Source organism: Streptomyces sp. IBSNAI002, from assembly GCF_052244475.1.
Classification (GTDB): domain Bacteria; phylum Actinomycetota; class Actinomycetes; order Streptomycetales; family Streptomycetaceae; genus Streptomyces.
The window spans coordinates 4,388,837-4,410,924 of the sequence record NZ_JBQPXG010000002.1 but is presented as its reverse complement, the minus strand read 5'-3'; the positions used below and the strand labels follow the sequence as shown (position 1 = coordinate 4,410,924).

Genomic DNA, 22,088 nt, shown 5'->3' with positions numbered 1-22,088 from the left:
TGTGGACAAGCCGGTGCGGGAGGATCAGGACATGACAGCAATCGAGCGGTCCCGCACTGTGGCGGTCGTCGGCGCGGGCACCATGGGCCAGGGCATCGCCCAGGTCGCCCTTCTCGCAGGTCACCGCGTGCTGATCTACGACATCGACGCCGCCCTCGCCGCCGACGGCGTCGGCATGGTGCAGGACCGCCTCGAGCGGATGGCCGCCAAGGGCCGCCTGGATCGCGCCGAGGCCGAGGACGCGATCGGCCGGATCGCTCCGGCGGGCGCCCTCGCGGACCTCGCCGGGGCCGCCCTCGTCATCGAGGCGGTGGTCGAGAACGTCACCGTCAAGCAGACGCTCTTCGCCGCACTCGAAGAGGTGGTTTCGCCGGACACGCTGCTGGCGACCAACACCTCCTCCCTCTCCGTCACCGAGCTCGCGGCCGGCCTCGCGCACCCCGGCCGCTTCCTCGGCCTGCACTTTTTCAACCCGGCCCCGCTGCTCCCCCTCGTCGAGGTGATCAGCGGTTTCGCGACCGACCCGGCCGCCGCCGAGCGCGCGTACGGCACCGTCCTGGGCTGGGGGAAGACGCCGGTCCGCTGCGCCGACACCCCCGGCTTCATCGTCAACCGGATCGCCCGCCCCTTCTACGCCGAGGCCTTCGCGGTGTACGAGGAGCAGGGCGCCGACCCGGCCACCGTCGACGCCGTGCTCCGCGAGAGCGGCGGTTTCAAGATGGGCCCGTTCCAGCTGACCGACCTGATCGGCCAGGACGTCAACGAGGCCGTCACCCGTTCGGTGTGGGAGTCCTTCTTCCGCAGCCCCAAGTTCACCCCCTCCCTCGCGCAGCGCCGGCTGGTCCAGTCGGGCCGCCTCGGCCGCAAATCGGGGCACGGATGGTTCCCGTACGGCCCGGACGCCACCGTGCCGGAGCCGCACACGGCCGCCCCCGAGGAGGCCCCGGCCAAGGTCACCGTGGTCGGCGACCTCGGACCCGCGGCCGCGCTGGCCGACCTGCTCGAGGAGGCCGGGATCGCGGTCACCGCCACCGAGCACGGCGGCCCGTACATCCAGCTGCCCGGCGAGGGCCAGCTGGTGCTCGCGGACGGGAAGACCTCCGTCGAGTTCGCCGACGTCGTCTACTTCGACCTCGCGCTCGACTACCGGGGGGCCACCCGGATCGCGCTCTCCGCCAGCGAGGACACGAGCGAGCGGACCCTCGCCGAGGCCGTCGGCCTGTTCCAGAAGCTGGGCAAGAAGGTCTCCGTCATCGGCGACGTCCCCGGCATGATCGTCGCCCGGACGGTCGCGATGCTGATCGACCTGACGGCCGACGCCGTCGCCCGCGGCGTGGCCACCGCCGAGGACATCGACACGGCCATGCGCCTGGGCGTCAACTACCCGCTGGGTCCCTCCGAATGGCACGAGCGGCTGGGTCGCGACTGGGCCTACGACCTGCTGCACCACCTCGACGAGCGCTGTCCCGGCGGCCGGTACGCGCCCTCGCTGGCGCTGTTCCGGCTGGGCTACGCCGCAGAGGACGAGGAATACGGCGCGGAGGAGTACGCCGCGGACGAAGGCGACGCGACGGGGGAGAGCGCATGACGACGGCGAAGCGGGACACCTACACACCCGAGACACTGCTGTCGGTCGCCGTGCAGGTCTTCAACGAGCGGGGCTACGACGGCACCTCGATGGAGCACCTGTCGAAGGCCGCGGGCATCTCGAAGTCCTCGATCTACCACCACGTGGCGGGCAAGGAGGAACTGCTGCGCCGGGCCGTGAGCCGCGCCCTCGACGGGCTGTTCGCCGTCCTGGAGGAGCCCGGCGCGGTACGGGGGCGGGCGGTCGAGCGCGTCGAGTACGTCACGCGCCGCACGGTGGAGGTGCTCGTCGGCGAGCTGCCGTACGTGACCCTGCTGCTGCGGGTGCGCGGCAACACCCGGACCGAGCGCTGGGCGCTGGAGCGCCGCCGCGAGTTCGACCACCAGGTCGCGGACCTCCTCAAGGCGGCCGCGGCCGACGGGGACCTGCGGGCGGACGTGGACATCCGGCTCGCGACCCGCCTCCTCTTCGGCATGGTGAACTCCCTGGTCGAGTGGTACCGCCCGCACCCGGGGACGGGCCCCGACCAACTCGCCGACGCGGTGGTGCACATGGCCCTCGACGGGCTGCGGACGGTGCGCTGACCGCCATGGGGGACCCCTCTGACCGGCCACCAGGAGCCTCTGTAATCTGAGCGGGATTCGATCTTGAGCGCGTTCAAGCCAACGCGTTCAGGACAGTTGTGTTCAGAAACGAATAAACGGGGGAGGGCCGGTGCACAGTCGCCGTCTCATAGTTTCAGCTGCCGCCATCGCCGCAGCAGCAGGCATCGCGTTCCTGCCGGGGGTGGCCCAGGCCGCGGATCCGTCCGCGCCCGCCGTCCACCGGGCGGCGAAGGGCCCGGACCTGAAGAAGGCCGTGGCGCCGAACGCCAAGACGTTCAAGAGCGCCGCCGACCAGACCGTCCGGAAGGGGGCCTCCGCCACCGCCCCGGCGGAGGGTGCCGTCACCGGCAATCCGGACCTGAGGATCGGCCTGACCGCCACCAACACCACCGCGCGCGGCATCCACCTGGAAACCGTCATCACCAGCGTCGACTCCAAGCTGAGCGTCGTCATCGACTGGGGCGACGGCGTCCTCGAGAACATCCCCGCGGGCGGCTCCGTCACGCTGGAGAACCACCACGTCTACGAGAAGCCCGGCGCGTACGAGGTCACCGTCGGCGTGGACGACCCGGCGAACAAGGTCTACCGCGAGAACGCGGTCACGATCACGACCCTGGGCTCCGAGTTCACCCCGCACGACCCCACGCGCCTGCTGGACACCCGGGACGGGTTCCGCGCGCCGAAGGCCAAGGTCGCCCCGCGCAGCAGCGCCCGGGTGCAGGTCAGCGGATACGGCTGGATCCCGGAGAAGGTCACCGCCGTCGCCCTCAACGTGACCGTCACCAACACCACGAGCGGCGGGCACATCACCGCCCACCCCTCGGGCATCAAGCGGCCGGACGCCTCGAACGTGAACTTCGAGGCCGGGCAGACCGTCCCGAACCTGGTCATCGTGCCGGTCGGCGAGGACGGCTACGTGGAGCTGTTCAACGGCGGCTGGGAGTCGGTCGACCTGATCGCCGACATCACCGGCTACTTCACGCAGACCGCGGCCAACGGCTACACGCCGATGGCCCCCTCCCGCTTCGTCGACACCCGTTCGGGCCTCGGCACCGCCAAGGGCCAGGTCCCCGGCCAGACCGGCTTCGCCACGCAGATCACCGGCCTGCGCGGGGTGCCCCAGAACGCCAAGGCCGTGGCGCTCAACGTGACGGTGACCAACCCGAAGGAAGCCGGCCACCTGGTCGTCTACCCGAGCGGCGGCCGGATCCCGCTCGCGTCCAGCGTGAACTTCACCGCCGGCCAGACGGTCGCCAACTCGGTCATCGTGCCGGTGGGCCCTGACGGGACCATCAGCATCCGCAACAGCGCCTGGGCCGGGACCGACGTCGTGGTGGACGTCGTCGGCCACTACAGCCCCGACGGCAAGGGCGCCCTCATGTCCTCCCTGCCGGTGCGCTGGCTGGACACGCGTGACGCCGAAGGCGCCTTCGGGCGGATGGACGCCCGCAGCTACCTGGCCTCGCAGCTGACCGGCTGGGAACCGGGTGACACCGGCGTGTCCGGATTCGTGCTGAACACCACCGTCACCAACACGGCCGGCGACGGGTTCCTGTCGGTGGCTCCGGACCCGAACTCGCCGGAGCAGTACGAGAACGGCACCCAGGTCCAGCCCGAGCGGCCCACGTCCTCCGCCCTGAACTGGACGAAGGGCAAGACGGTCGCGAACCTGGTCCAAGCCACGTCGGGCCCGCACGGCATCGTCGACTTCTGGAACCAGGGCTGGGAGGAGACCGACCTCGTCGTCGACCTCTTCGGCTACTACGACACCCAGTGATCCGCGGCTAGCCGCCCTCACGCGCAGCGCCCCGGGACGGGCCTTTTCCAGGCCCGTCCCGGGGCGCTGTCACGCGTACGGCCTACTCCTCGGTGAGCGCCGGGGGTCCGGAGGGGCCCGGGCCCGGATCCAGCAGGTCCGTTTCCTCGAACACCAGCAGGGTGCGCGTCGAGAGCACCTCCGGTATGGACTGGAGGCGGGTCAGGACCAGCTCGCGCAGGGTCCGGTTGTCCGGTGTGTGGACCAGCAGAAGGACGTCGAAGTCCCCGCTGACCAGGGCGATGTGCGCGGCGCCCGGCAGTTCGCGGAGCTTCTCGCGGACCGTCCGCCAGGAGTTCTGGACGATCTTCAGGGTGATGTAGGCGGAGGCGCCCTGACCGGCCCGCTCGTGGTTGACCCGGGCCGTGAACCCGCGGATCACCCCGTCGTCGATGAGCCGGTTGATACGGGCGTAGGCGTTGGCGCGGGACACGTGGACCTGTTCGGCGACCGACCGTATCGACGCGCGGCCGTCCGCCTGGAGCAGTCGCATGATCGACCGGTCGATCGGGTCCAGGGGGCGGGGCGGAACGGAAGGTACCGGTGGGACTCCGGGGGTGCCCCCCGGCGGGACCGCCGCGGAACCCGCTCCGGCCATTTGTTCATCCGGCATTGCCCGATGCCTCCCTCTCCTGGACGTCCTGCATCCATCCCAGGGCCCCGGCGCCAGTTTGTCCACAGCCTGGAGCCGCCTGTAGCCAAATTGCGCGGACAACCGAACAATCGGTAGGTGAGGCGCCTCACACCCGGGGCTCCCTCCCCCAGCTACCGCTGGGAGGTGCCCCCGCCCGCTTCCCACGAGGAGGTGTACGCCGCCATGACGGTTCAAGAGCTGCCCGGTGCCGGTGCGTCCCACCGACCCACCCCGCCGCCCGCCTGGAGGCCCCGTACGGACGCCGCTCCGCTGCTCCCGGACGCCGAGCCCTACCGGGTCCTCGGCACGCCGGCTGCGGACCGGCTCGACGCCGCGCTGATGCGCCGCTGCTACGCCGAGCTGGTGCGCGGCCGCCGCTACAACGCGCAGGCCACCGCGCTGACCAAGCAGGGGCGGCTCGCCGTCTACCCGTCCACCGTCGGCCAGGAGGCCTGCGAGATCGCGGCCGCGCTCGTCCTCGAGGACCAGGACTGGCTCTTCCCGAGCTACCGCGACACCCTCGCGGCGGTGGCCCGCGGACTGGACCCCGTCCAGGCCCTGACCCTGTTGCGCGGCGACTGGCACACCGGCTACGACCCGCGCGAGCACCGGATCGCCCCGCTGTGCACCCCGCTCGCCACCCAGCTGCCGCACGCGGTGGGACTGGCGCACGCGGCCCGGCTGCGCGGCGACGACGTCGTGGCCCTGGCCATGGTCGGCGACGGCGGCACCAGCGAGGGCGACTTCCACGAGGCCCTGAACTTCGCCGCCGTCTGGCAGGCGCCGGTGGTCTTCCTCGTGCAGAACAACGGCTTCGCGATATCCGTCCCGCTCGCCAAGCAGACCGCCGCCCCGACGCTGGCCCACAAGGCCGTGGGCTACGGGATGCCCGGCCGGCTGGTCGACGGCAACGACGTGGCCGCCATGCACGAGGTGCTCACCGAGGCCGTCCGGCGGGCGCGGGCCGGCGGCGGTCCGACGCTGATCGAGGCCGTCACCTACCGGATGGAGGCCCACACGAACGCCGACGACGCCACCCGCTACCGCGGTGACGCCGAGGTCGAGGCGTGGAAGGCGCACGACCCGGTCGAGCTGCTGGAGCGCGAGCTGACCGCGCGCGGGATCCTCGACGAGGCGGGCATCCAGGAGGCGCGCGACGCGGCCGAGACGATGGCCGCCTCGCTGCGCGAGGGGATGAACGCGGACCCGGTGCTGGACCCGACGGACCTCTTCGCGCACGTCTACGCGGAGCAGACCGGCAGGCTGCGCGAACAGGCCGCCCTGCTGCGCGCCGAGCTGGACGCGGAGGGAGACGCATGACCACGGTGGCGGCGAAGGCGGCGAAGCCGGGGGCCAAGCCCGCGACGATGGCGCAGGCCCTGACGCGCGCGATGCGCGACGCGATGGCCGAGGACCCGACGGTCCACGTCATGGGCGAGGACGTCGGCACGCTCGGCGGGGTCTTCCGGATCACGGACGGGCTCGCGAAGGAGTTCGGCGAGGACCGCTGCACGGACACCCCGCTCGCGGAGGCCGGGATCCTGGGCGCGGCGGTCGGCATGGCCATGTACGGGCTGCGGCCCGTCGTGGAGATGCAGTTCGACGCGTTCGCCTACCCGGCCTTCGAGCAGCTGATCTCGCACGTGGCCAAGATGCGCAACCGCACGCGGGGTGCGATGCCGCTGCCGATCACCATCCGCGTGCCGTACGGCGGCGGGATCGGCGGGGTGGAGCACCACTGCGACTCCTCCGAGGCGTACTACGTGGCCACGCCCGGCCTGCACGTGGTGACCCCGGCGACGGTCGAGGACGCCTACGGGCTGCTGCGCGCGTCCATCGCGAGCGACGACCCGGTCGTCTTCCTGGAGCCCAAGCGGCTCTACTGGTCGAAGGCCGACTGGTCGCCGCAGGCCCCGGCCGCGGTGCCGGGGATCGGCAAGGCCCTGGTCCGGCGGACGGGCACGAGCGCGACGCTGATCACGTACGGGCCTTCGCTGCCCGTGTGCCTGGAGGCGGCCGAGGCGGCCCGCGAGGAGGGCTGGGACCTGGAGGTCGTGGACCTGCGCTCGCTGGTCCCCTTCGACGAGGACACGGTCGTGGCGTCCGTACGCCGGACCGGGCGCGCCGTGGTCGTCCACGAGGCCGCGGGCTTCGGCGGACCGGGCGCGGAGATCGCCGCCCGGGTGACGGAGCGCTGCTTCCACCACCTGGAGGCGCCGGTGCTGCGGGTGACGGGCTTCGACATCCCGTACCCGCCGCCGATGCTGGAGAAGCACCACCTGCCGGGAGTGGACCGGATCCTGGACGCGGTCGGCCGCCTGCAGTGGGAGAACTGATGCCGCAGGTCATGGAATTCAAGCTGCCGGATCTCGGCGAGGGCCTGACGGAGGCCGAGATCGTGCGCTGGCTGGTGGCGGTGGGCGACGTCGTCGCCGTCGACCAGCCGGTCGTCGAGGTCGAGACGGCCAAGGCGATGGTGGAGGTGCCCTGCCCGTACGGGGGCGTGGTGACGGCCCGCTTCGGCGAGGAGGGGCAGGAGCTTCCGGTCGGAGCCCCGCTGATCACCGTGGCGGTGGGCGCGCAGTCGGTGCCCGCCGGGGCCGTGGAGGCCGCGGAGCCCGGAGCCGAGGGCTCCGGCAACGTGCCGCGGCCCCTGATCGGGTACGGCGCGGACGACTCGCGTCCGGCGCGTCGGCGACGGGTGCGACCCGTCACCGCCGCGGTCTCGGCGCCCGTCGCGGCCCCCGTGCCCGTGCCCGTGGTCGCGGCTCCGGCGGCTCCGGCCGCCCCTCCGGCTGCGGCGGTTCCCGCCGGGCCGGTCGCCGTCATCTCGCCGCTGGTGCGCAAGCTGGCCAAGGACCACGGGGTCGACCTGCGCGCGCTGCACGGATCGGGCCCCGAGGGCCTGATCCTGCGGGCGGACGTCGAGGCGGCGCTGGCCGCTCCGCGGACGTCCGAGCCGGTCCCCGCCCCCGCGGCGGTGGCGGCGCAGGGCGAGCGGATCCCGCTCAAGGGGGTCCGCGGGGCGGTGGCCGAGAAGCTGTCGCGCAGCCGGCGGGAGATCCCGGACGCGACCTGCTGGGTCGACGCGGACGCCACCGAGCTGATGGCGGCCCGGGCGGCGATGAACGCCGTCGGCGGACCCAAGATCTCGGTGCTCGCCCTGCTGGCCCGGATCTGCACGGCCGCACTGGCCCGCTATCCGGAGCTCAACTCCACGGTGGACCTGGCGGCGGGCGAGATCGTCCGGCTGCCGGCCGTCCACCTGGGCTTCGCCGCGCAGACGGAGCGCGGCCTGATGGTCCCGGTGGTCCGGGACGCGCAGGGCCGGAGCCCCGAGTCGCTGTCGGCGGAGTTCGCCCGGCTGACGGAGCTGGCGCGGGCCGGGAAGCTGGCTCCGGCCGACCTGACCGGCGGGACGTTCACCCTGAACAACTACGGGGTGTTCGGGGTCGACGGCTCCACGCCGATCATCAACCACCCGGAGGCGGCGATGCTCGGGGTCGGCCGGATCATCGCCAAGCCGTGGGTGCACGGCGGGGAGCTGGCCGTCCGTCAGGTCGTGCAGCTTTCCCTGACGTTCGACCACCGGGTCTGCGACGGGGGCACGGCGGGCGGGTTCCTGCGCTACGTGGCCGACTGCGTCGAGTCCCCGGCGGTCCTGCTGCGCAGCCTGTAGCCGTCCGGCGGGGGAGCGGGGCGGGGCGGAGCCGCCTCGCGGCCCTCCCCCGCCCCGCTCCCCCGGCCACCGCCGGGAGGCGCCCCGGCCACCGGGCTCAGACGGTGAGCAGGAGCTTGCCCACGTGGCTGCCCGACTCCAGGACCCGGTGGGCCTCGGCGGCCTGCGCCATCGGGAACGTCGCGTGCACCACCGGACGTACGCGGCCCGCCGCCACCAGCGGCCACACGTGCTCGCGGACCGCCGCGATGATCGCCGCCTTCTCCTCCAGCGGACGCGCCCGCAGCGAGGTGGCGGTGACCGCCGCCCGCTTCGACAGCAGCGCGCCCAGGTTCAGTTCGGCCTTCACCCCGCCCTGGAGGCCGATGACCGCCAGCCGGCCGTTCACCGCGAGGGCGTCCACGTTCCGCGACAGGTACTTGGCGCCCATGATGTCCAGGATGACGTCCGCGCCGGCTCCGCCCGTCGCCGCCCGCACCTCGGCCACGAAGTCCTGCTCGCGGTAGTCGATCAGGATGTCGGCGCCGAGCTCCTTGCAGCGGGCCAGCTTCTCCGGGCCGCCGGCCGTCACCGCGACCGTCGCGCCCACCGCCTTCGCCAGCTGGACCGCCATCGTGCCGATCCCGCTGGCCCCGCCGTGCACCAGCAGGGTCTCGCCGGGCCGCAGGCCCGCCACCATGAACACGTTCGACCACACGGTCGCGACGACCTCGGGCAGCGCCGCCGCCGTCACCAGGTCCACGCCCGCCGGTACGGGCAGCAGCTGGCCCACCGGCACGGCGACCTGCTGTGCGTACCCGCCGCCCGCCAGCAGGGCGCACACCTCGTCTCCCACCGACCAGCCCGACACCCCTTGCCCCACCGCCGAGATCCGGCCGGAGCACTCCAGGCCGGGATGGCGCGAGGCGCCGGGCGGCGGATCGTAGAACCCCTGGCGCTGGAGGACGTCGGCACGGTTCACGGCGCTCGCCGCGACCTCGACGAGGACCTCGCCCTCGCCCGCCACCGGATCGGGAACATCGGTCCACACGAGGGCCTCGGGACCGCCCGGCTGCTCGATCGTGATCGCATGCATGGCCCGGAGGCTACGCGATCCGGGCCGTCCGGTGCTGAGACCCCAGTGACCCTAGTCGGGAGACGGCAGCGTCACCGGCGGTGAAGTCGGCGGAGCCGCGCGGACGATGGTGATGAGACGGTCCGTCAGCTGGATCGGGCTCGCGTGCGGATCGTGGTACGGCAGCAGCCGGTGCCCGCGCAGCACGCTCACGACCAGGTCGTCCGTCTCGCGCACCGACTTGCCGACCTCGGACCGGTTGGCGGGCCGCTCGATGATGTCGAGGCCGCTGCCCTGCTGGATCAGGTCCTCCATCACGGTGCCCGCGCTCGGGCTGAGGACCGACAGGCCCAGCAGCCGGCCCGCCGCGCTCGCGCTCGTGATGACCGCGTCCGCGCCCGACTGGCGCAGCAGCGGCGAGTTCTCCTCCTCCCGCACCGCCGCGACGATCTTCGCGCCGCGGTTGAGCTGCCGCGCCGTCAGCGTGACCAGGACCGCCGTGTCGTCGCGCTGGGTGGCGATGATGATCCGCCGGGCCTTCTGCACCTCGGCCCGCAGCAGGACGTCGGAGCGGGTGGCGTCGCCGACCACGCCGGTGAAGCCCTCCGCGTTGGCCGTGTCGATCACCTTGGCGCTCGGGTCGACGATGACGACCTGGTCCCTGGAGAGGCCGGTGGCCAGCAGGGTCTGCAGGGCCGAACGGCCCTTGGTGCCGAAGCCGACGACCACCGTGTGCTCGCGCAAGTTCTTCCTCCAGCGGCTCAGCCGCCACTCTTCCCTCGTGCGCTCCGTGAGCACTTCCAGGGTGGTGCCGACCAGGATGATCAGGAACAGGACGCGCAGCGGGGTGATCAGCAGGACGTTCACCAGCCGCGCGCTGTCGCTGTACGGGACGATGTCGCCGTAACCGGTCGTCGACAGCGTCACGGTCGCGTAGTAGAGGCAGTCGAGCAAATCGACCGTCCCGTTGGCGTTGTCGTGGTACCCCTTGCGGTCCAGCCACACGATGAGGACCGTCAGGAACAGCACGAACAGCGCCATCAGCAGGCGTTTGGCGACCTGTTGCAGCGGTTTCTCGACGATCCGCCGGGGAAGCTTGATGCGCCGGGAGACGAGCTTCTCGTCGGCGCCCCGGGCCATGGCGTCGCGGGCGTGGAGTTTCACGTGAAACATCCCCCCGAGGCCCACGGCAGATCGAGGATCTCCAGCTCCTGTCCGGACCGGGCGCCGTGCGGCGGTACGACGGCCAGCGCGTCGGCGGCGGCCACGCCGCGCAGCATCGCGGGACCGTTGTAGCGCAGCGGCTGCGCGTGCTCGCCGCTCAGCAGGACCGGGACCAGCCGGGTGTCGTGCGGGTGGCCCGGTACGTCGCCCTGCACCGCGGCCGTGTAGCGGGGGCGCGGGCGGCGGCCGGCGAGGGCGCGCAGCAGCGGTTCGGCCAGCGTCAGCAGCCCGGAGACGGCGGCGAGCGGGTTTCCGGGCAGCCCGACCAGGTGCCGGCCCTCGTCCGGGGCCCCGATCCTGGCGAGCAGCATCGGGTGGCCGGGGCGCACCGCGACGCCGTCGACCAGGAGTTCGGCTTCGGCGCGGTGCAGTACCGGGTGCACGTGGTCGACGGGACCGGAGGCGGTGCCACCGGTGGTGACGACGACATCGGCGGCGGAGGTGGTGACGGCCTTGAACAGGGCTTCGGCCCCGGCGGGGTCGTCGCCGAGCCGCCGCGTGCCGATGACCTCGGCTCCCAGGCGGGTGAGCCACGGGCCGAGCATCGGGCTCAGCGCGTCCCGGATCAGCCCGTCCTGCGGGAGGCCCCCGGTCAGCAGTTCGTCGCCGAGCACCAGGATCTCCACGCGCGGCCGGGGCCGGGTGGTCAGCTCGTCGTACCCGGCGGCCGCGGCCAGGCCCAGCACGGCGGGCGTGACCAGCGATCCCGCGGGCAGCAGCAGGTCACCGGAGCGGCACTCCTGGCCGCGCGGACGGATGTCCTGGCCGGTGAGGACGCGCCGGTCCGCGAAGAGCTGGCTGCCGCTCTCGCGGCAGTGCTCGCTGCGCACGACGGCGGTGGTGTCGGCGGGGATCCGGGCTCCGGTGGCGATCCGTACGGCCTCGCCGTCCGCGAGCGGCCCGGGCCGGTCGGAGCCGGCGAGCACCCCGGCACCGGCGCGGACGCTCCAGGGGCCGGGACCGGCGACGGCCCAGCCGTCCATGGCGGAGGTGTCGAAGGACGGCAGGTCGGTCAGGGCGTCCAGGGGGGCGGCCAGCACCTCGCCGAGGGCGTTCGCCAGGGGGACCCGGTGGGTGCGGTCCCCCGTGCGCCTGGCACCGCCCGCGCGGGCGGCCGTGTCCCGGGCCCGCGGCCAGGGGCAGGCGCGCTGCCCGCCGCCCGGGCCGCCGCCCGCCGGGGTACGGCTGACCAGGGCCAGGGCCTCGTCGAGGGCCTGTTCGGCGGGGGTCGCCGGGGTCGCGGGGGTCATCCGGAGCCGTTCTCTCGGGTGGCGTCGGGGGAGTCGGCGGCCTGCGCCTCGGCGGCCCAGCGCAGCGCCAGGTCGGCCGCCTTGCGGGAGGCTTCGGCGACGGCCCGGGCGGGGTCTGCCCCGGCGGCCTCGGCCCGCGCCGCCGCGTAGCCGACCAGGAAGGTGGTCAGCGGTGCGGCGGGACGGTCGACGCCGTGGGCGGCGTCACGGGCGAGGTCGAGCAGGGCCTTGACGTCGACGGGGAGGTCGATGCCGAGCTCGGTCTTGACGGCGGTGATCCATTGGTCCAGCACGGTTCCATGCTCCCTGATCCGGGCGCGGGCGGCGGCGAGATCGTCCCAGGTGTCGCAGTCGAACGAGGCGAACGGCGGCGCCGCGACACGGGTGAGGTCCAGTTCGGCGGTGAGGGCGCGCAGCGGGAGCCCGGTGAGGCCGCCGTGTTCGGCGGCGAGGAGGGCCAGCTCGCGGCGGAGCGGCTCGCCGCGGTAGGCGGCGATGAGCGGCTGGTCCCGGCCGTCCGCGTCGCGCAGCAGGGCGCCCTCGTGCCCGCCGGGCGCGGTCAGCAGGTCCCGTACGGTCTGCCGGTCCAGGAAGGGCAGGTCCGCGGAGAGTACGAGGACCAGCTCGGCGGTGGTCTGCCGCAGTCCGGCGTCCAGCGCGGCCACGGGGCCGCCGCCGGGCGGGTCCTCCCTGGTCCAGCGGACAGGGCGGGCGGTGGGCCGGCGGCCGCCGACCACGATCGTGGCGGCGGCGCCGTCGCACGCGTCGAGGACGCGGTCGAGGAGCGGGCGGCCGCCGACGCTCAGGGCGGGCTTGTCCGCCCCGCCGAGGCGCTGCGCCGCACCGCCGGCCAGGACGATGGCGTCGTAGCTCATGCCCTTGAGTATGCGGCGGGTGCGGCCCGGGCGGGGATCGCCGCTTACCCGCGGCTTATCCGCCCGCCGGCGTTCGGGACCCGGGACTCGCGCCCCGAACGCCGGCGGGGCCGGAACTACAGGTACGGGCCCGAGCGGATCGCTCCGTGGTGGCCGTCATCGTCGTCGTCGGCGGGGGCGCCTGGCGGGAGGGCGCGGCGCATCTGCTCGAGCTGGGCCCGCGCCGCCATCTGCTGCGCGAACAGGGCCGTCTGGATGCCGTGGAACAGGCCTTCCAGCCAGCCCACCAACTGCGCCTGGGCGATGCGCAGTTCTGCCTCCGAGGGGATGGCCTCCTCGGTGAACGGGAGGGACAGGCGCTCCAGTTCCTCCACGAGCTCGGGGGCCAGGCCGTCCTCCAGCTCCTTGACCGAGGCGGCATGGATGTCCTTGAGCCGGACCCGGCTCGCCTCGTCGAGAGGCGCGGCGCGTACCTCTTCCAGGAGTTGCTTGATCATGCTGCCGATGCGCATGACCTTGGCGGGCTGTTCGACCATCTCCGTCACCGGGACCTCGCGCGACTCGTCATCGGCGCCGCCGACCGCCATCCCGTCCTGTCCCACGATCAGGACGTGCGGGGGACTGTCCTGCGACCGTTCACTCCTCGGCATCTCCATGCCGTCATTCTCTCGCACACCTCCGTACTCACACGGTGTGCCCCCGTACAGGCGTGATCCAACCTGTACGGAGGCACGGGGTTACCGCGTGTGTCCGGCTGTCCGGCTATCCGGCGGCGCGCCGGGCCAGTGCCCCGCTGGAACGGGTGACCAGGGCCGCCAGCAGTGCGGCGCCCAGCGGGACCGCGACCAGCAGCAGGCCGAGGGTCTCCCACGGCACGGCGATCGGCACGTAGACCTCCTTGGTCGTGGAGCCCAGCACGAGCGAGTACCCCTCCTCCAGGCGCTTGCGCATCTCGTGGGCTTCGGTGAGCCGGAGGCCGACCGCGGGCAGGAGACCCGCCACCGACCCAAGGACCACGCCCATCAGGGCGACCACGCCGCACTGGAAGCCGCTCAGGGTGCGCCGCACGCGCGGGGCGGCGCCGACGGCGGCCAGCGTCTTCAGGTCGGCCTCGGCGTCGGCCTGGGCCAGCCCGGTGGCGATACCGGCGGCGCCGATGGTGACCAGGCCCGCGAAGATGGCCAGCGCGAGCATCACGATGGAGTTGTCGCCCTGGTAGCCCTGCTCGACCTTGACCTCGGCGTCCACGCCCATCGTGTCGAAGAACCCGTCCAGCGCCTGGCGCTGCTCGCTGGTCGGCAGCCCGTCCAGTGCGAAGTACGAGCCGAAGGGGGCGGTGGTCAGACCGGCGGTCTTGGCCGCGGCCGGCGGCAGCACGAGCTCGACGCCCCAGCCTTCGACGCCCTCGGGAGCCTGGTGCACGGCCAGCACCTTGTCCTCGCCCGGCGCCTCCTGGCCCTTGCTGCGGGCGGCGTCGGCCGCGTCGGTGTCGGTGATGATCCGCAGGGTGACCTTGTCGTCCTTCACGTTCTGCTTCGTGAAGGAGACGGGCTTGCCCGACTTCAGCGCGGCGACGGTGCCGGGGTCGGTGACGGCCAGCGCGGTCAGCAGCTTCTCGTCGGCGACGACCACCGAGTTCGGCGTGTAGTGGCCGGAGAACGTGCAGCGCCAGTCCTTGCGCAGCTCCTTGCGCTGCGCGTCGGTGAACTCGGCGGTCCGGTTCGACGGGTCGAACAGCGGGCAGCGGAGTTCCTTGGGCTGGATGAGCTCGGCGCGCCCGCAGCCCGCTTCGGACGAGAACGAGTCGCAGCCGGGCCGGCCGACCACGACGCGGTCCACGTCGGCCCGTACGGACAGCGAGAACTCCTTGGACAATGCCTCGCGCACGGCGGGCACTTCCTTGTGGGCGCTGTTGTCGGAGACGCTGACCATGCCGTGCCGGCCGGGCAGTTCGGCGACGTACTCGTGCCGGTTCTGCAGGTCCTGGCTGTTCTGGTAGGTGGCCACCGCCACGGTGCCGGCCACGGCGGCGAGGACGGCCGCGACGGCGGGCGCCGTACGGCCCCGGTTGCGCACCGAGTCGCGCAGCGCGAGCCGCGGCGACAGCGGCAGCCAGCGGCCGATCCGCCCGAAGAGGCCGACCAGGACCGGGGTGAGGGCGACGACGCCGAGCTCGGCGAGGGCGCTGCCGCCCGCGACGACCAGGCTGCCCATGTCGGACACGGCCCCGTACAGGGCGATGGAGGCGCCGGCCGCGACGGCGATGAGGCCGATGACGGGCAGCACGCGGTTGGCGCGGCGCACGCCGCGGCGCCCGGTGAGCGAGGCCAGCACGGTCTGCCGGGAGGCCGTGACGGCGGGGGCGATGGCGGCCAGCAGGCCGGTCACGACCGCCAGCAGGGCGATGCCCAGCAGTTCCAGCGGCCGGACCTCGAACCCGCCCCAGCGCACGCCCATGTAGCTCTCGAGGAGCGGCCGGAGGGCGAGGGTCAGGGCGATGCCGATGACGGTGCCGATGACGGCGGCCGCGGCGCCGATGACCAGGCCGCCGGAGAGCACGATGGCCCGGATGTGGCGGCGGTCGCCGCCGTTGGCGCCGACCAGTCCGAGCTGGCGGCGCGAGCGCCGGGCGCCGACCGCGAAGGCGGGTCCGGCGAGCAGGCAGATCTCGAGCATGGCCAGGCCCACGACGGTGGCCAGGACGGCCATCTCGGCGGTGTTCCCGTCGTTGATGCCGAACGGGTCCTTGCCCTCCTGCGCGTACAGCGGCACGTCGGAGTCGGCGGGCGGGTTCAGGGCTGCCGCCCGGGAGACGACCAGCAGGCCCTTGGCGTTGGCCTCCTTGACCATGTTCCACGTGAAACCTTCGCCGCCGACCTTGACGAGGTACTTGCCGTCGGCCCGCACCCCGGGCACGTCGGCGGCGCGCAGGGCCTTGTCGACGGGGGTGAGCAGGGTGTCCGGCTTGGCGATGACCTCGACCGACTCCAGCATGTCGGGCAGTTCGTAGGCGCCCACGATCCGGTACGAGAGGTCCGTGCCGCGCGGGGTGACGGTGGAGCCGACGAAGAAGCCGGACTGCTCCAGGAAGGCGGTGGTGGCGATGATCTCGCCGGCCTCGCGGGGCAGCCGTCCCCGGTCGAGGGTGATCCGGTCCTTCACCATCGGGTCGTCGGTGTCGACCTCCCGCAGGTCCGTGCTGAGGAGCCCGTGGGTGGTGCGGATCTTGGCCTGGCCGACGGTGTCCTTGACGACCTTGGCGCCGGCCGGGAGGGCCTTCAGCGGGTCGGCCTCGTCGCCCTTCTCGCCCGGGACGTACTTGTCGTAGCCGCCGACCGGCGCGTAGCGGTCGCCCTTCGGGCTCTGGTAGATCGGCGCGTTGACCGGGGAGGACCCGATCTCCGCGTCGGCGCCGCCCAGCCGTCGGTCGAGTTTCTGCGCGACGGAGAGCTGGGAGCTGCGCACGGTGAGGTCGACGGCGCTCACCCCGACGATCGGCAGGGCGATCATCGCGAGGACGAGGATGCTGCGGCCCTTGGCGCGCCAGGCGTCGCGGCGGGCTATGCGGATGGCCGCGATCCAGGAGTGGTACCAGGAGATCACTGTGCGGCCTGCCCCGAGAGCAGGGAGTCGGCGTGGCTGCGCAGGGTCTCGTCGACGACGCTGCCGTCGCGGAGGAAGACGACGCGGTCGGCCCAGGCGGCGAAGCGTGGTTCGTGGGTGACCAGGACGCCGGCGGCGCCGGCGTCGCAGCGGGTGCGGAGCAGGGCGAGTACGGATTCGCCGGTCTCGGAGTCGAGGGCGCCGGTGGGTTCGTCGGCGAGGACGAGGCGGCGGTCGCCGACGAGGGCGCGGGCGATGGCCACGCGTTGCTGCTGGCCGCCGGACATTTCGTCGGGGAAGCGGTCGGCGAGTTGTCCCAGGCCCATTTCCTCGAGTGCGGCGAGGGCGGAGACGCGGGCCTTGCGGGCGGAGACGCCGTCGAGTTCGCGGGGCAGGGCCACGTTCTCGGCGGCGGTGAGGGCGGGTATGAGGTTGTAGTCCTGGAAGACGTAGCCGATGCTGCGGCGGCGCAGGGCTGCCAGCTGCTTGCGGTTGGCGGTGGTGATGTCGGTGCCTTCGACGACGACCCGGCCGCTGGTGGGGGTGTCGAGGCCGCCGGCCAGGGTGAGCAGCGTGGACTTGCCGGAGCCGGAGGGGCCCATGACGGCGACGAGTTCACCGGGGTATACCGAGAGGTTGATCCCGCGCAGGGCGTGCACCTCGGTGGCGCCGCTGCCGTGGGTGCGTACGAGTCGGTCCAGCTGGAGCACGGGCTGATTCTGACGCTGGTCAGGCATGAGAGGTCTCCGGACGGTGGTTCAGCCCCGCCGCGAGCGGGCGGTGCGGGGCCGGTTGATGGTGGTCGGGGCGGGAGACTCGGCTCCTGCGGCGGCCTGGGGTGGCTGGGGCTCGGTGGCTCCCCCGTCGGCCGGCCGGGAGAGCCGGACGAGCCGGGCTTCGCAGTGGTCGAGCCAGCGGGCCTCGGCCTCGGTCTGGAAGATCAGCTGTTCCAGCACCAGCAGCCAGGCCACGTCGTCGCGTTCGTGGGACTGTCCGCCCTCGATCGCGGCGAGCGCGGTGGCCTTGAGCCGGGTGTAGTCCTGCATCGCCTTGATCGTGGCGTGCCGCTGGGACTGGATGACGGCGCGGATGTCCACGCCGGGTGCGCCCACGGCCATGGCGAGCTTGATCGACAGCTCGTCGCGGGGCGGGTTGGTGCGGTCGACGGGCCGTTCGTACCACTGGCGCAGCTCGGCCCGTCCGTCATCGGTGATGGCGTACAGCGTGTGCCCGGCGGCGTCCTCGCCGCCGGGGGCGACCAGTCCGTCGCGCTCCAGCCGGGCGAGGGTGGTGTACACCTGCCCGACGTTGAGCGGCCAGGTGGAACCGGTCCGGGATTCGAACTCGGTGCGCAGCTGCGAGCCGTACCGAGGACCCCGTTCGAGCAGGGCCAGTAGCCCGTGGCGGATCGACATACCGAGTATGTATACCCAGTAGGTTCACCCTCGGCAACCACCGCGGGGCGTACGCCGGAAGGGGGAGGCCGCTGCCGGTGCCGTACTCGCGGTGGGGTTACAGGCCCTTGCGCAGCCGCATGCCGAGGTAGCCCAGACCGACCCCCATCAGGGCGAATCCGGTGCCCAGCGGCAGTATGTGGGCGGCCAGGTCGGCGGCCCGGCCGTTCGTTTCGGTGCCGAGGGCGCCGATCACCGCGGGCGGGGTCGGCGCGATCCGCGGCGGCTCGGGCCGTTCGGGGCGCTCGGGCCGTTCGGGGAGCGGCCGTGCGGGCAGCGGGCGGGAGGCCACCAGCATCTCCGGGTCGGCGGACTCGGTGACGGGCCTGCCCGGCCGCGGCCGGCCGGCTCCGGCGGCGCTGCCGGCGAGTCCGTCGCGGGGCCTCTCCGGTGCGGCGTCGGGCCCCTCGGGGTGCGGTCCCCGGGCGGGCGTCGCGGCGGCGGGTGCGGCGGCGGGTGCGGCGGCGTGCGGGGCCGGTGCGAGGGCCAGGGCGTGTGCGGGTGCGAGGGCCAGGGCGTGTGCGGGGGCGAGGGAGGCGAGCGCGGCGGCGGCCAGCACGGCGCAGGCCGGCCAGCGCCGCGGACGGAAGCCTTGGATCACGGGGTGCCCCTCCCGTCCCGCGGGGGGTCCCCCCGGACGGGATCCGGGGAGGCCAGGATGTCTCGCTCAGATTTACATAGTGGGGCAAAAGCGGCATCCCGGGCTCCTCATCGAGGTGCCCGGGATACCGGTGTGTTGCGCGGGAGGGGGCCGGGAGGGGTGCCGGGAGCGGGACGGCCCGGACGGGGGATCAGCCCGGGTTGCCGCTGGACACGGTCAGCGTGTACTCCGTGCCCTCCTTCTCGATCTTGTCGTCGGGCTGCGGGCTCTGCTCCAGCACCATGTCCTGGCCGTACACGGCCTCGTCCTTGTAGACGATCTTGTACTTGCCGCCCGAGGCCTGGATGCACTCCTTCACGGAGAGCAGGTTCTTGTAGCGCAGGTCCGGCGCCTGGTACTTGCCCGCCTCGCTGTAGTGCTTCGTCGGCTCCTTGCACTTCTTCGGGTCGATCGTGCGCGTGGGGTCCGGCCCCTTGAACCCGGGCTTGGCGGATCCGGACGCGGACGTCGAGGAGCCCGGGCTCGCCTCGTCGCCGCCCTTGTCCTTTTCGTTGCCGTTCAGGGCGATCGCGGTGATCAGGCCGCCGACCGCCAGCAGGGCCACCGCGACCGCGCCCACGACCACCGGCATGTTCCGCTTGCCGCCGTTCCCGGCCTGGGCCGGGGCGCTCGTCGGGGAGATCGTGTACGGCGGCGGGGTCGAGGGCGCGTACTGCTGCTGCGGCGGGGGCGTGTGCGGGTACGCGTATCCGCCCTGGGCGTGCGCCTGCGGCTGCGGGGCGGGCGTCGGGGCGTACGGGGAGGGCGCGGGCGTGTGGGGCGCCTGGTACGGGTGCTGCAGCGACTGCGGCGGTGCCTGGAAGCCGGAGTCCACCGGCGGGAACACGGCCGAGGCCACGCCCGCGCCGCTGCCGCCGGTCGTGGCACCCGGGACGATGGCCGGAGCCCCGGTCTGGCCCGCCCCCAGGATGCGCGCGATCTCGTCACCCATGGCCGCGGCCGTGGGGAAGCGCTCGTTCGGGTTCTTCTTCAGGGCCCGCGCCACCAGCGCGTCCATCGCCGGGGTCACCGACCGGTTGACGGAGGACGGGGCGACCGGCTCCTCCTGTACGTGGGCGTACGCGATGGCCAGCGGCGAGTCCGCGTCGAAGGGGATCCGGCCGGTCAGCAGCTGGAAGAGCATGATGCCGACCGAGTACAGGTCGGAGCGGGCGTCGACCGCGCGCCCCAGCGCCTGCTCGGGCGACAGGTACTGCGGGGTGCCGACGACCATGCCGGTCTGCGTCATCGAGGTGACCCCCGACTGCATGGCCCGGGCGATGCCGAAGTCCATCACCTTGACCACGCCGCGCTTGGTCATCATCACGTTGCCGGGCTTGATGTCGCGGTGGACCAGGCCCATCTCGTGGCTGGTCTCCAGCGCGGCCAGCACGTCGGCCGTCACCTTCAGCGCCTTGTCCGCGGGCATCGCCCCGTACTGCCGGATGTCCGCCTCGAGCACCGAGCCGAGCGGCTGCCCCTCCACGTACTCCATGACGATGTACGGCATCACGGCGGCGTCCGCCGCGCCCGAGCCGGCGAACGTTACCTCGCCCTCGCCGGTGTCGAAGACCGAGACGATGTTCGTGTGCGACAGTTTGGCAACAGCCTGGGCCTCGCGGCGGAATCGCTCGCGGAAGGACTGCTCGCGGCCGAGATCGCTGTGCAGCGTCTTGATGGCGACCTGCCGGTCGAGCGCCGAGTCGTACGCCAGGTACACCGAGGCCATGCCTCCCGCACCCAGCAAGTCCCTTAGCTGGTAACGGCCACCGGCCAGAGAGCCGCCCGCGTACTGGCCCTGAGTGCCGTCCTGGCTCATGACTGTTGCTTCCCCTCGGGATGTGTCCCTACGCCTCTGGCTGAGCGCATGTCGCGCCCAGTCTGCCGGAGGGCAAGCACACGTCAAGCCAGGTGCCCGTTCCGTGACCACGCGACCACGGTCGCCCTTGTCCGAACGGTGACCGGTTCCGAGGCTGTAGCGTTCATCGGAACACCAGGGCAGAGGACACCGCTGAGCGGCGGCCGAGAGAGACGACGGCGAGGACTGATGGCACCCGAACCCGAGGGAAACGGCGCCGGGATGGCCGATGGTCCTGAGCACTGGGGCGCCGGCGGCCTGGTGGGAGACGGCCGGTACCGGTTGACGCACCGGCTCGGACGCGGCGGTATGGCCGAGGTGTTCGCCGCGGAGGACGTGCGCCTGGGGCGCACCGTGGCGGTGAAGCTGCTCCGCGCCGACCTGGCCGAAGACCCGGTGTCCAAGGCCCGTTTCACGCGCGAGGCGCAGTCCGTCGCCGGGCTCAACCACCACGCCGTCGTCGCCGTGTACGACTCGGGCGAGGACCGGGTCGGCCCGAACACCGTCCCGTACATCGTGATGGAGCTCGTCGAGGGCCGCACCATCCGCGACCTGCTGATCAGCGCCGAGGCCCCGGGCCCCGAGCAGGCGCTCATCATCACCTCGGGCGTGCTCGAGGCGCTCGCGTACTCGCACCAGCACGGAATCGTGCACCGCGACATCAAACCGGCGAACGTCATCATCACGGACACCGGCGCGGTCAAGGTGATGGACTTCGGCATCGCCCGCGCCCTGCACGGCGTGCAGTCGACGATGACCCAGACCGGCATGGTCATGGGCACCCCGCAGTACCTGTCGCCCGAGCAGGCCCTCGGCAAGGCCGTGGACCACCGCTCCGACCTGTACGCGACCGGCTGCCTGCTGTACGAACTGCTCGCGCTGCGGCCCCCGTTCACCGGCGAGACCCCGCTGTCGGTGGTCTACCAGCACGTGCAGGACGCGCCCGTGCCCCCCTCGCAGCTGCCGGAGGGGCGTCACCTCCCGCAGGAGCTCGACGGCCTGGTCATGCGGTCGCTGGCCAAGGACCCGGACGACCGGTTCCAGAGCGCCGAGGAGATGCGCGGGCTGGTCCAGTACGCGCTCCAGATGCTCCACGACCAGGGTCCGAACACCGGCACCTGGAACACCGGCCCGGTCACCATGGCGCTGCCGCACGGGCGGGGCGGGGCGGCGGCCACCACGGCCATGCCCGTGGGCGGCGGGAACGGCGGGCAGCCGAACTACTCCACGCACGCCTCGACGTCGCAGTTCCAGCAGCCGATGGTGCCGCCGCTGAACCCCGACGACGGTTCCGCCTTCCCGGGCGGCGGCGGCAACGGCCAGGGCGGCCACGGCGGCGGCTACGACGGTTACGAGGACCGCGGCGGGAGCCGCTGGAAGATGTGGCTGTTCGCGGTGCTGGCGATCATCGCAGTGGCCGGCGGTGTGGCGTACGCCGTCAACAGCGTGGGCTCCAAGGGCGGCGGCGACACTCCCACGACGCCCGTCACGAGCCCCTCCGGCCAGTCCAGTACGCAGACCACGCCGTCGACCACGCCGTCGCAGCCGAGCCAGGACAGCTCGCCCTCGCACAGCGAGCCCACGTACACCCCGAGCCGCCGCCCGTCGCAGTCCTACAGCCAGTCCCCCACGCCCTCGACGTCCCCGTCGACCTCTCCGTCGACCTCCCCGTCGCAGTCGAAGTCGCCGTCGTCCTCGCCGTCGAAGTCCCCGTCGTCCTCGCCGTCCAAGCCGGTAGAGACGGGCGGCGGACTCCTGGAGGAATGACCCGGGGGACGACCCGCGTACGCGGACGGGCCCGGCGGAAT

At 73.1% G+C, this 22,088-nt stretch carries 18 protein-coding genes; 7 read left to right on the top strand and 11 right to left on the bottom strand.

Translation table 11 applies throughout. The features are described 5' to 3' along the window. Positions 1 to 31: 31 nt before the first annotated feature. From ACTVZO_RS21265 to ACTVZO_RS21255, 3 genes are all read left to right on the top strand, one after another. Positions 32 to 1,588 carry a 3-hydroxyacyl-CoA dehydrogenase gene (locus tag ACTVZO_RS21265; protein ID WP_443299903.1) on the top strand — a complete coding sequence of 519 codons (1,557 nt, stop codon included), beginning with the start codon at positions 32 to 34 and terminating at the stop codon, positions 1,586 to 1,588. Next, on the top strand, positions 1,585 to 2,172 hold the full coding sequence (locus ACTVZO_RS21260; RefSeq protein WP_069921026.1) for a TetR/AcrR family transcriptional regulator: 588 nt from the start codon (positions 1,585 to 1,587) through the stop codon (positions 2,170 to 2,172). The genes ACTVZO_RS21265 and ACTVZO_RS21260 overlap by 4 nt, the downstream gene beginning before the upstream one ends. Positions 2,173 to 2,302: 130 nt before the next feature. Further along, positions 2,303 to 3,970 (top strand): hypothetical protein, encoded by a 1,668-nt coding sequence (locus ACTVZO_RS21255; RefSeq protein ID WP_443299902.1) that lies wholly within the window; start codon positions 2,303 to 2,305, stop codon positions 3,968 to 3,970. Between the two features lie 82 nt (positions 3,971 to 4,052). Here ACTVZO_RS21255 and ACTVZO_RS21250 read toward each other — a convergent pair whose 3' ends face one another. Continuing rightward, entirely contained in the window at positions 4,053 to 4,622 is a 570-nt protein-coding gene (locus ACTVZO_RS21250) for an Lrp/AsnC family transcriptional regulator (protein WP_443299901.1), read from the bottom strand. A gap of 204 nt (positions 4,623 to 4,826) precedes the next feature. On the opposite strand from ACTVZO_RS21250, the gene pdhA reads away from it, so the two are divergent. From pdhA to ACTVZO_RS21235, 3 genes are read left to right on the top strand one after another with little or no spacing between them, the layout of a single operon-like run. Continuing rightward, entirely contained in the window at positions 4,827 to 5,963 is a 1,137-nt protein-coding gene (gene pdhA / locus ACTVZO_RS21245) for a pyruvate dehydrogenase (acetyl-transferring) E1 component subunit alpha (protein ID WP_443303234.1), read from the top strand. Beyond that, a complete protein-coding gene (locus ACTVZO_RS21240; protein ID WP_443299900.1) occupies positions 5,960 to 6,979 on the top strand; it encodes an alpha-ketoacid dehydrogenase subunit beta in 1,020 nt (339 codons plus the stop codon). Before pdhA ends, ACTVZO_RS21240 begins: the two co-directional genes overlap by 4 nt. Next, on the top strand, positions 6,979 to 8,322 hold the full coding sequence (locus ACTVZO_RS21235; protein ID WP_443299899.1) for a dihydrolipoamide acetyltransferase family protein: 1,344 nt from the start codon (positions 6,979 to 6,981) through the stop codon (positions 8,320 to 8,322). The genes ACTVZO_RS21240 and ACTVZO_RS21235 overlap by 1 nt, the downstream gene beginning before the upstream one ends. Positions 8,323 to 8,419: 97 nt before the next feature. Here ACTVZO_RS21235 and ACTVZO_RS21230 read toward each other — a convergent pair whose 3' ends face one another. The 10 genes from ACTVZO_RS21230 to ACTVZO_RS21185 form a co-directional block, all read right to left on the bottom strand. Then, on the bottom strand, positions 8,420 to 9,397 hold the full coding sequence (locus ACTVZO_RS21230; RefSeq protein ID WP_443299898.1) for an NAD(P)H-quinone oxidoreductase: 978 nt from the start codon (positions 9,395 to 9,397) through the stop codon (positions 8,420 to 8,422). 51 nt (positions 9,398 to 9,448) lie between these two features. Further along, complete coding sequence (locus tag ACTVZO_RS21225; RefSeq protein WP_443299897.1) at positions 9,449 to 10,549, bottom strand: potassium channel family protein; 1,101 nt, start codon at positions 10,547 to 10,549, stop codon at positions 9,449 to 9,451. Beyond that, positions 10,537 to 11,850 (bottom strand): molybdopterin molybdotransferase MoeA, encoded by a 1,314-nt coding sequence (locus tag ACTVZO_RS21220; protein ID WP_443299896.1) that lies wholly within the window; start codon positions 11,848 to 11,850, stop codon positions 10,537 to 10,539. The genes ACTVZO_RS21225 and ACTVZO_RS21220 overlap by 13 nt, the downstream gene beginning before the upstream one ends. Continuing rightward, positions 11,847 to 12,725, bottom strand: a complete 879-nt coding sequence (locus tag ACTVZO_RS21215; RefSeq protein ID WP_443299895.1) for an NTP transferase domain-containing protein — start codon at positions 12,723 to 12,725, stop codon at positions 11,847 to 11,849. Before ACTVZO_RS21215 ends, ACTVZO_RS21220 begins: the two co-directional genes overlap by 4 nt. 116 nt (positions 12,726 to 12,841) lie before the next feature. Beyond that, a complete protein-coding gene (locus ACTVZO_RS21210) occupies positions 12,842 to 13,381 on the bottom strand; it encodes a bacterial proteasome activator family protein (protein ID WP_443299894.1) in 540 nt (179 codons plus the stop codon). A 106-nt stretch (positions 13,382 to 13,487) separates the two neighbouring features. Then, complete coding sequence (locus ACTVZO_RS21205) at positions 13,488 to 16,328, bottom strand: FtsX-like permease family protein (RefSeq protein ID WP_443299893.1); 2,841 nt, start codon at positions 16,326 to 16,328, stop codon at positions 13,488 to 13,490. Next, positions 16,325 to 17,065, bottom strand: a complete 741-nt coding sequence (locus ACTVZO_RS21200; RefSeq protein WP_443299892.1) for an ABC transporter ATP-binding protein — start codon at positions 17,063 to 17,065, stop codon at positions 16,325 to 16,327. Before ACTVZO_RS21200 ends, ACTVZO_RS21205 begins: the two co-directional genes overlap by 4 nt. Before the next feature lie 21 nt (positions 17,066 to 17,086). Then, positions 17,087 to 17,743 carry a PadR family transcriptional regulator gene (locus tag ACTVZO_RS21195; RefSeq protein WP_443299891.1) on the bottom strand — a complete coding sequence of 219 codons (657 nt, stop codon included), beginning with the start codon at positions 17,741 to 17,743 and terminating at the stop codon, positions 17,087 to 17,089. Between the two features lie 97 nt (positions 17,744 to 17,840). Continuing rightward, a complete protein-coding gene (locus ACTVZO_RS21190; protein ID WP_443299890.1) occupies positions 17,841 to 18,383 on the bottom strand; it encodes a hypothetical protein in 543 nt (180 codons plus the stop codon). A 190-nt stretch (positions 18,384 to 18,573) separates the two neighbouring features. Continuing rightward, positions 18,574 to 20,241, bottom strand: coding sequence for a protein kinase domain-containing protein (locus ACTVZO_RS21185; RefSeq protein ID WP_443299889.1), 1,668 nt, complete (start codon positions 20,239 to 20,241; stop codon positions 18,574 to 18,576). A gap of 261 nt (positions 20,242 to 20,502) precedes the next feature. Between ACTVZO_RS21185 and ACTVZO_RS21180 the strand changes: the two genes are divergently transcribed. After that, positions 20,503 to 22,047: a protein kinase domain-containing protein gene (locus ACTVZO_RS21180; RefSeq protein ID WP_443299888.1), complete on the top strand. Its 1,545-nt coding sequence runs from the start codon at positions 20,503 to 20,505 to the stop codon at positions 22,045 to 22,047. Positions 22,048 to 22,088 lie beyond the last annotated feature (41 nt).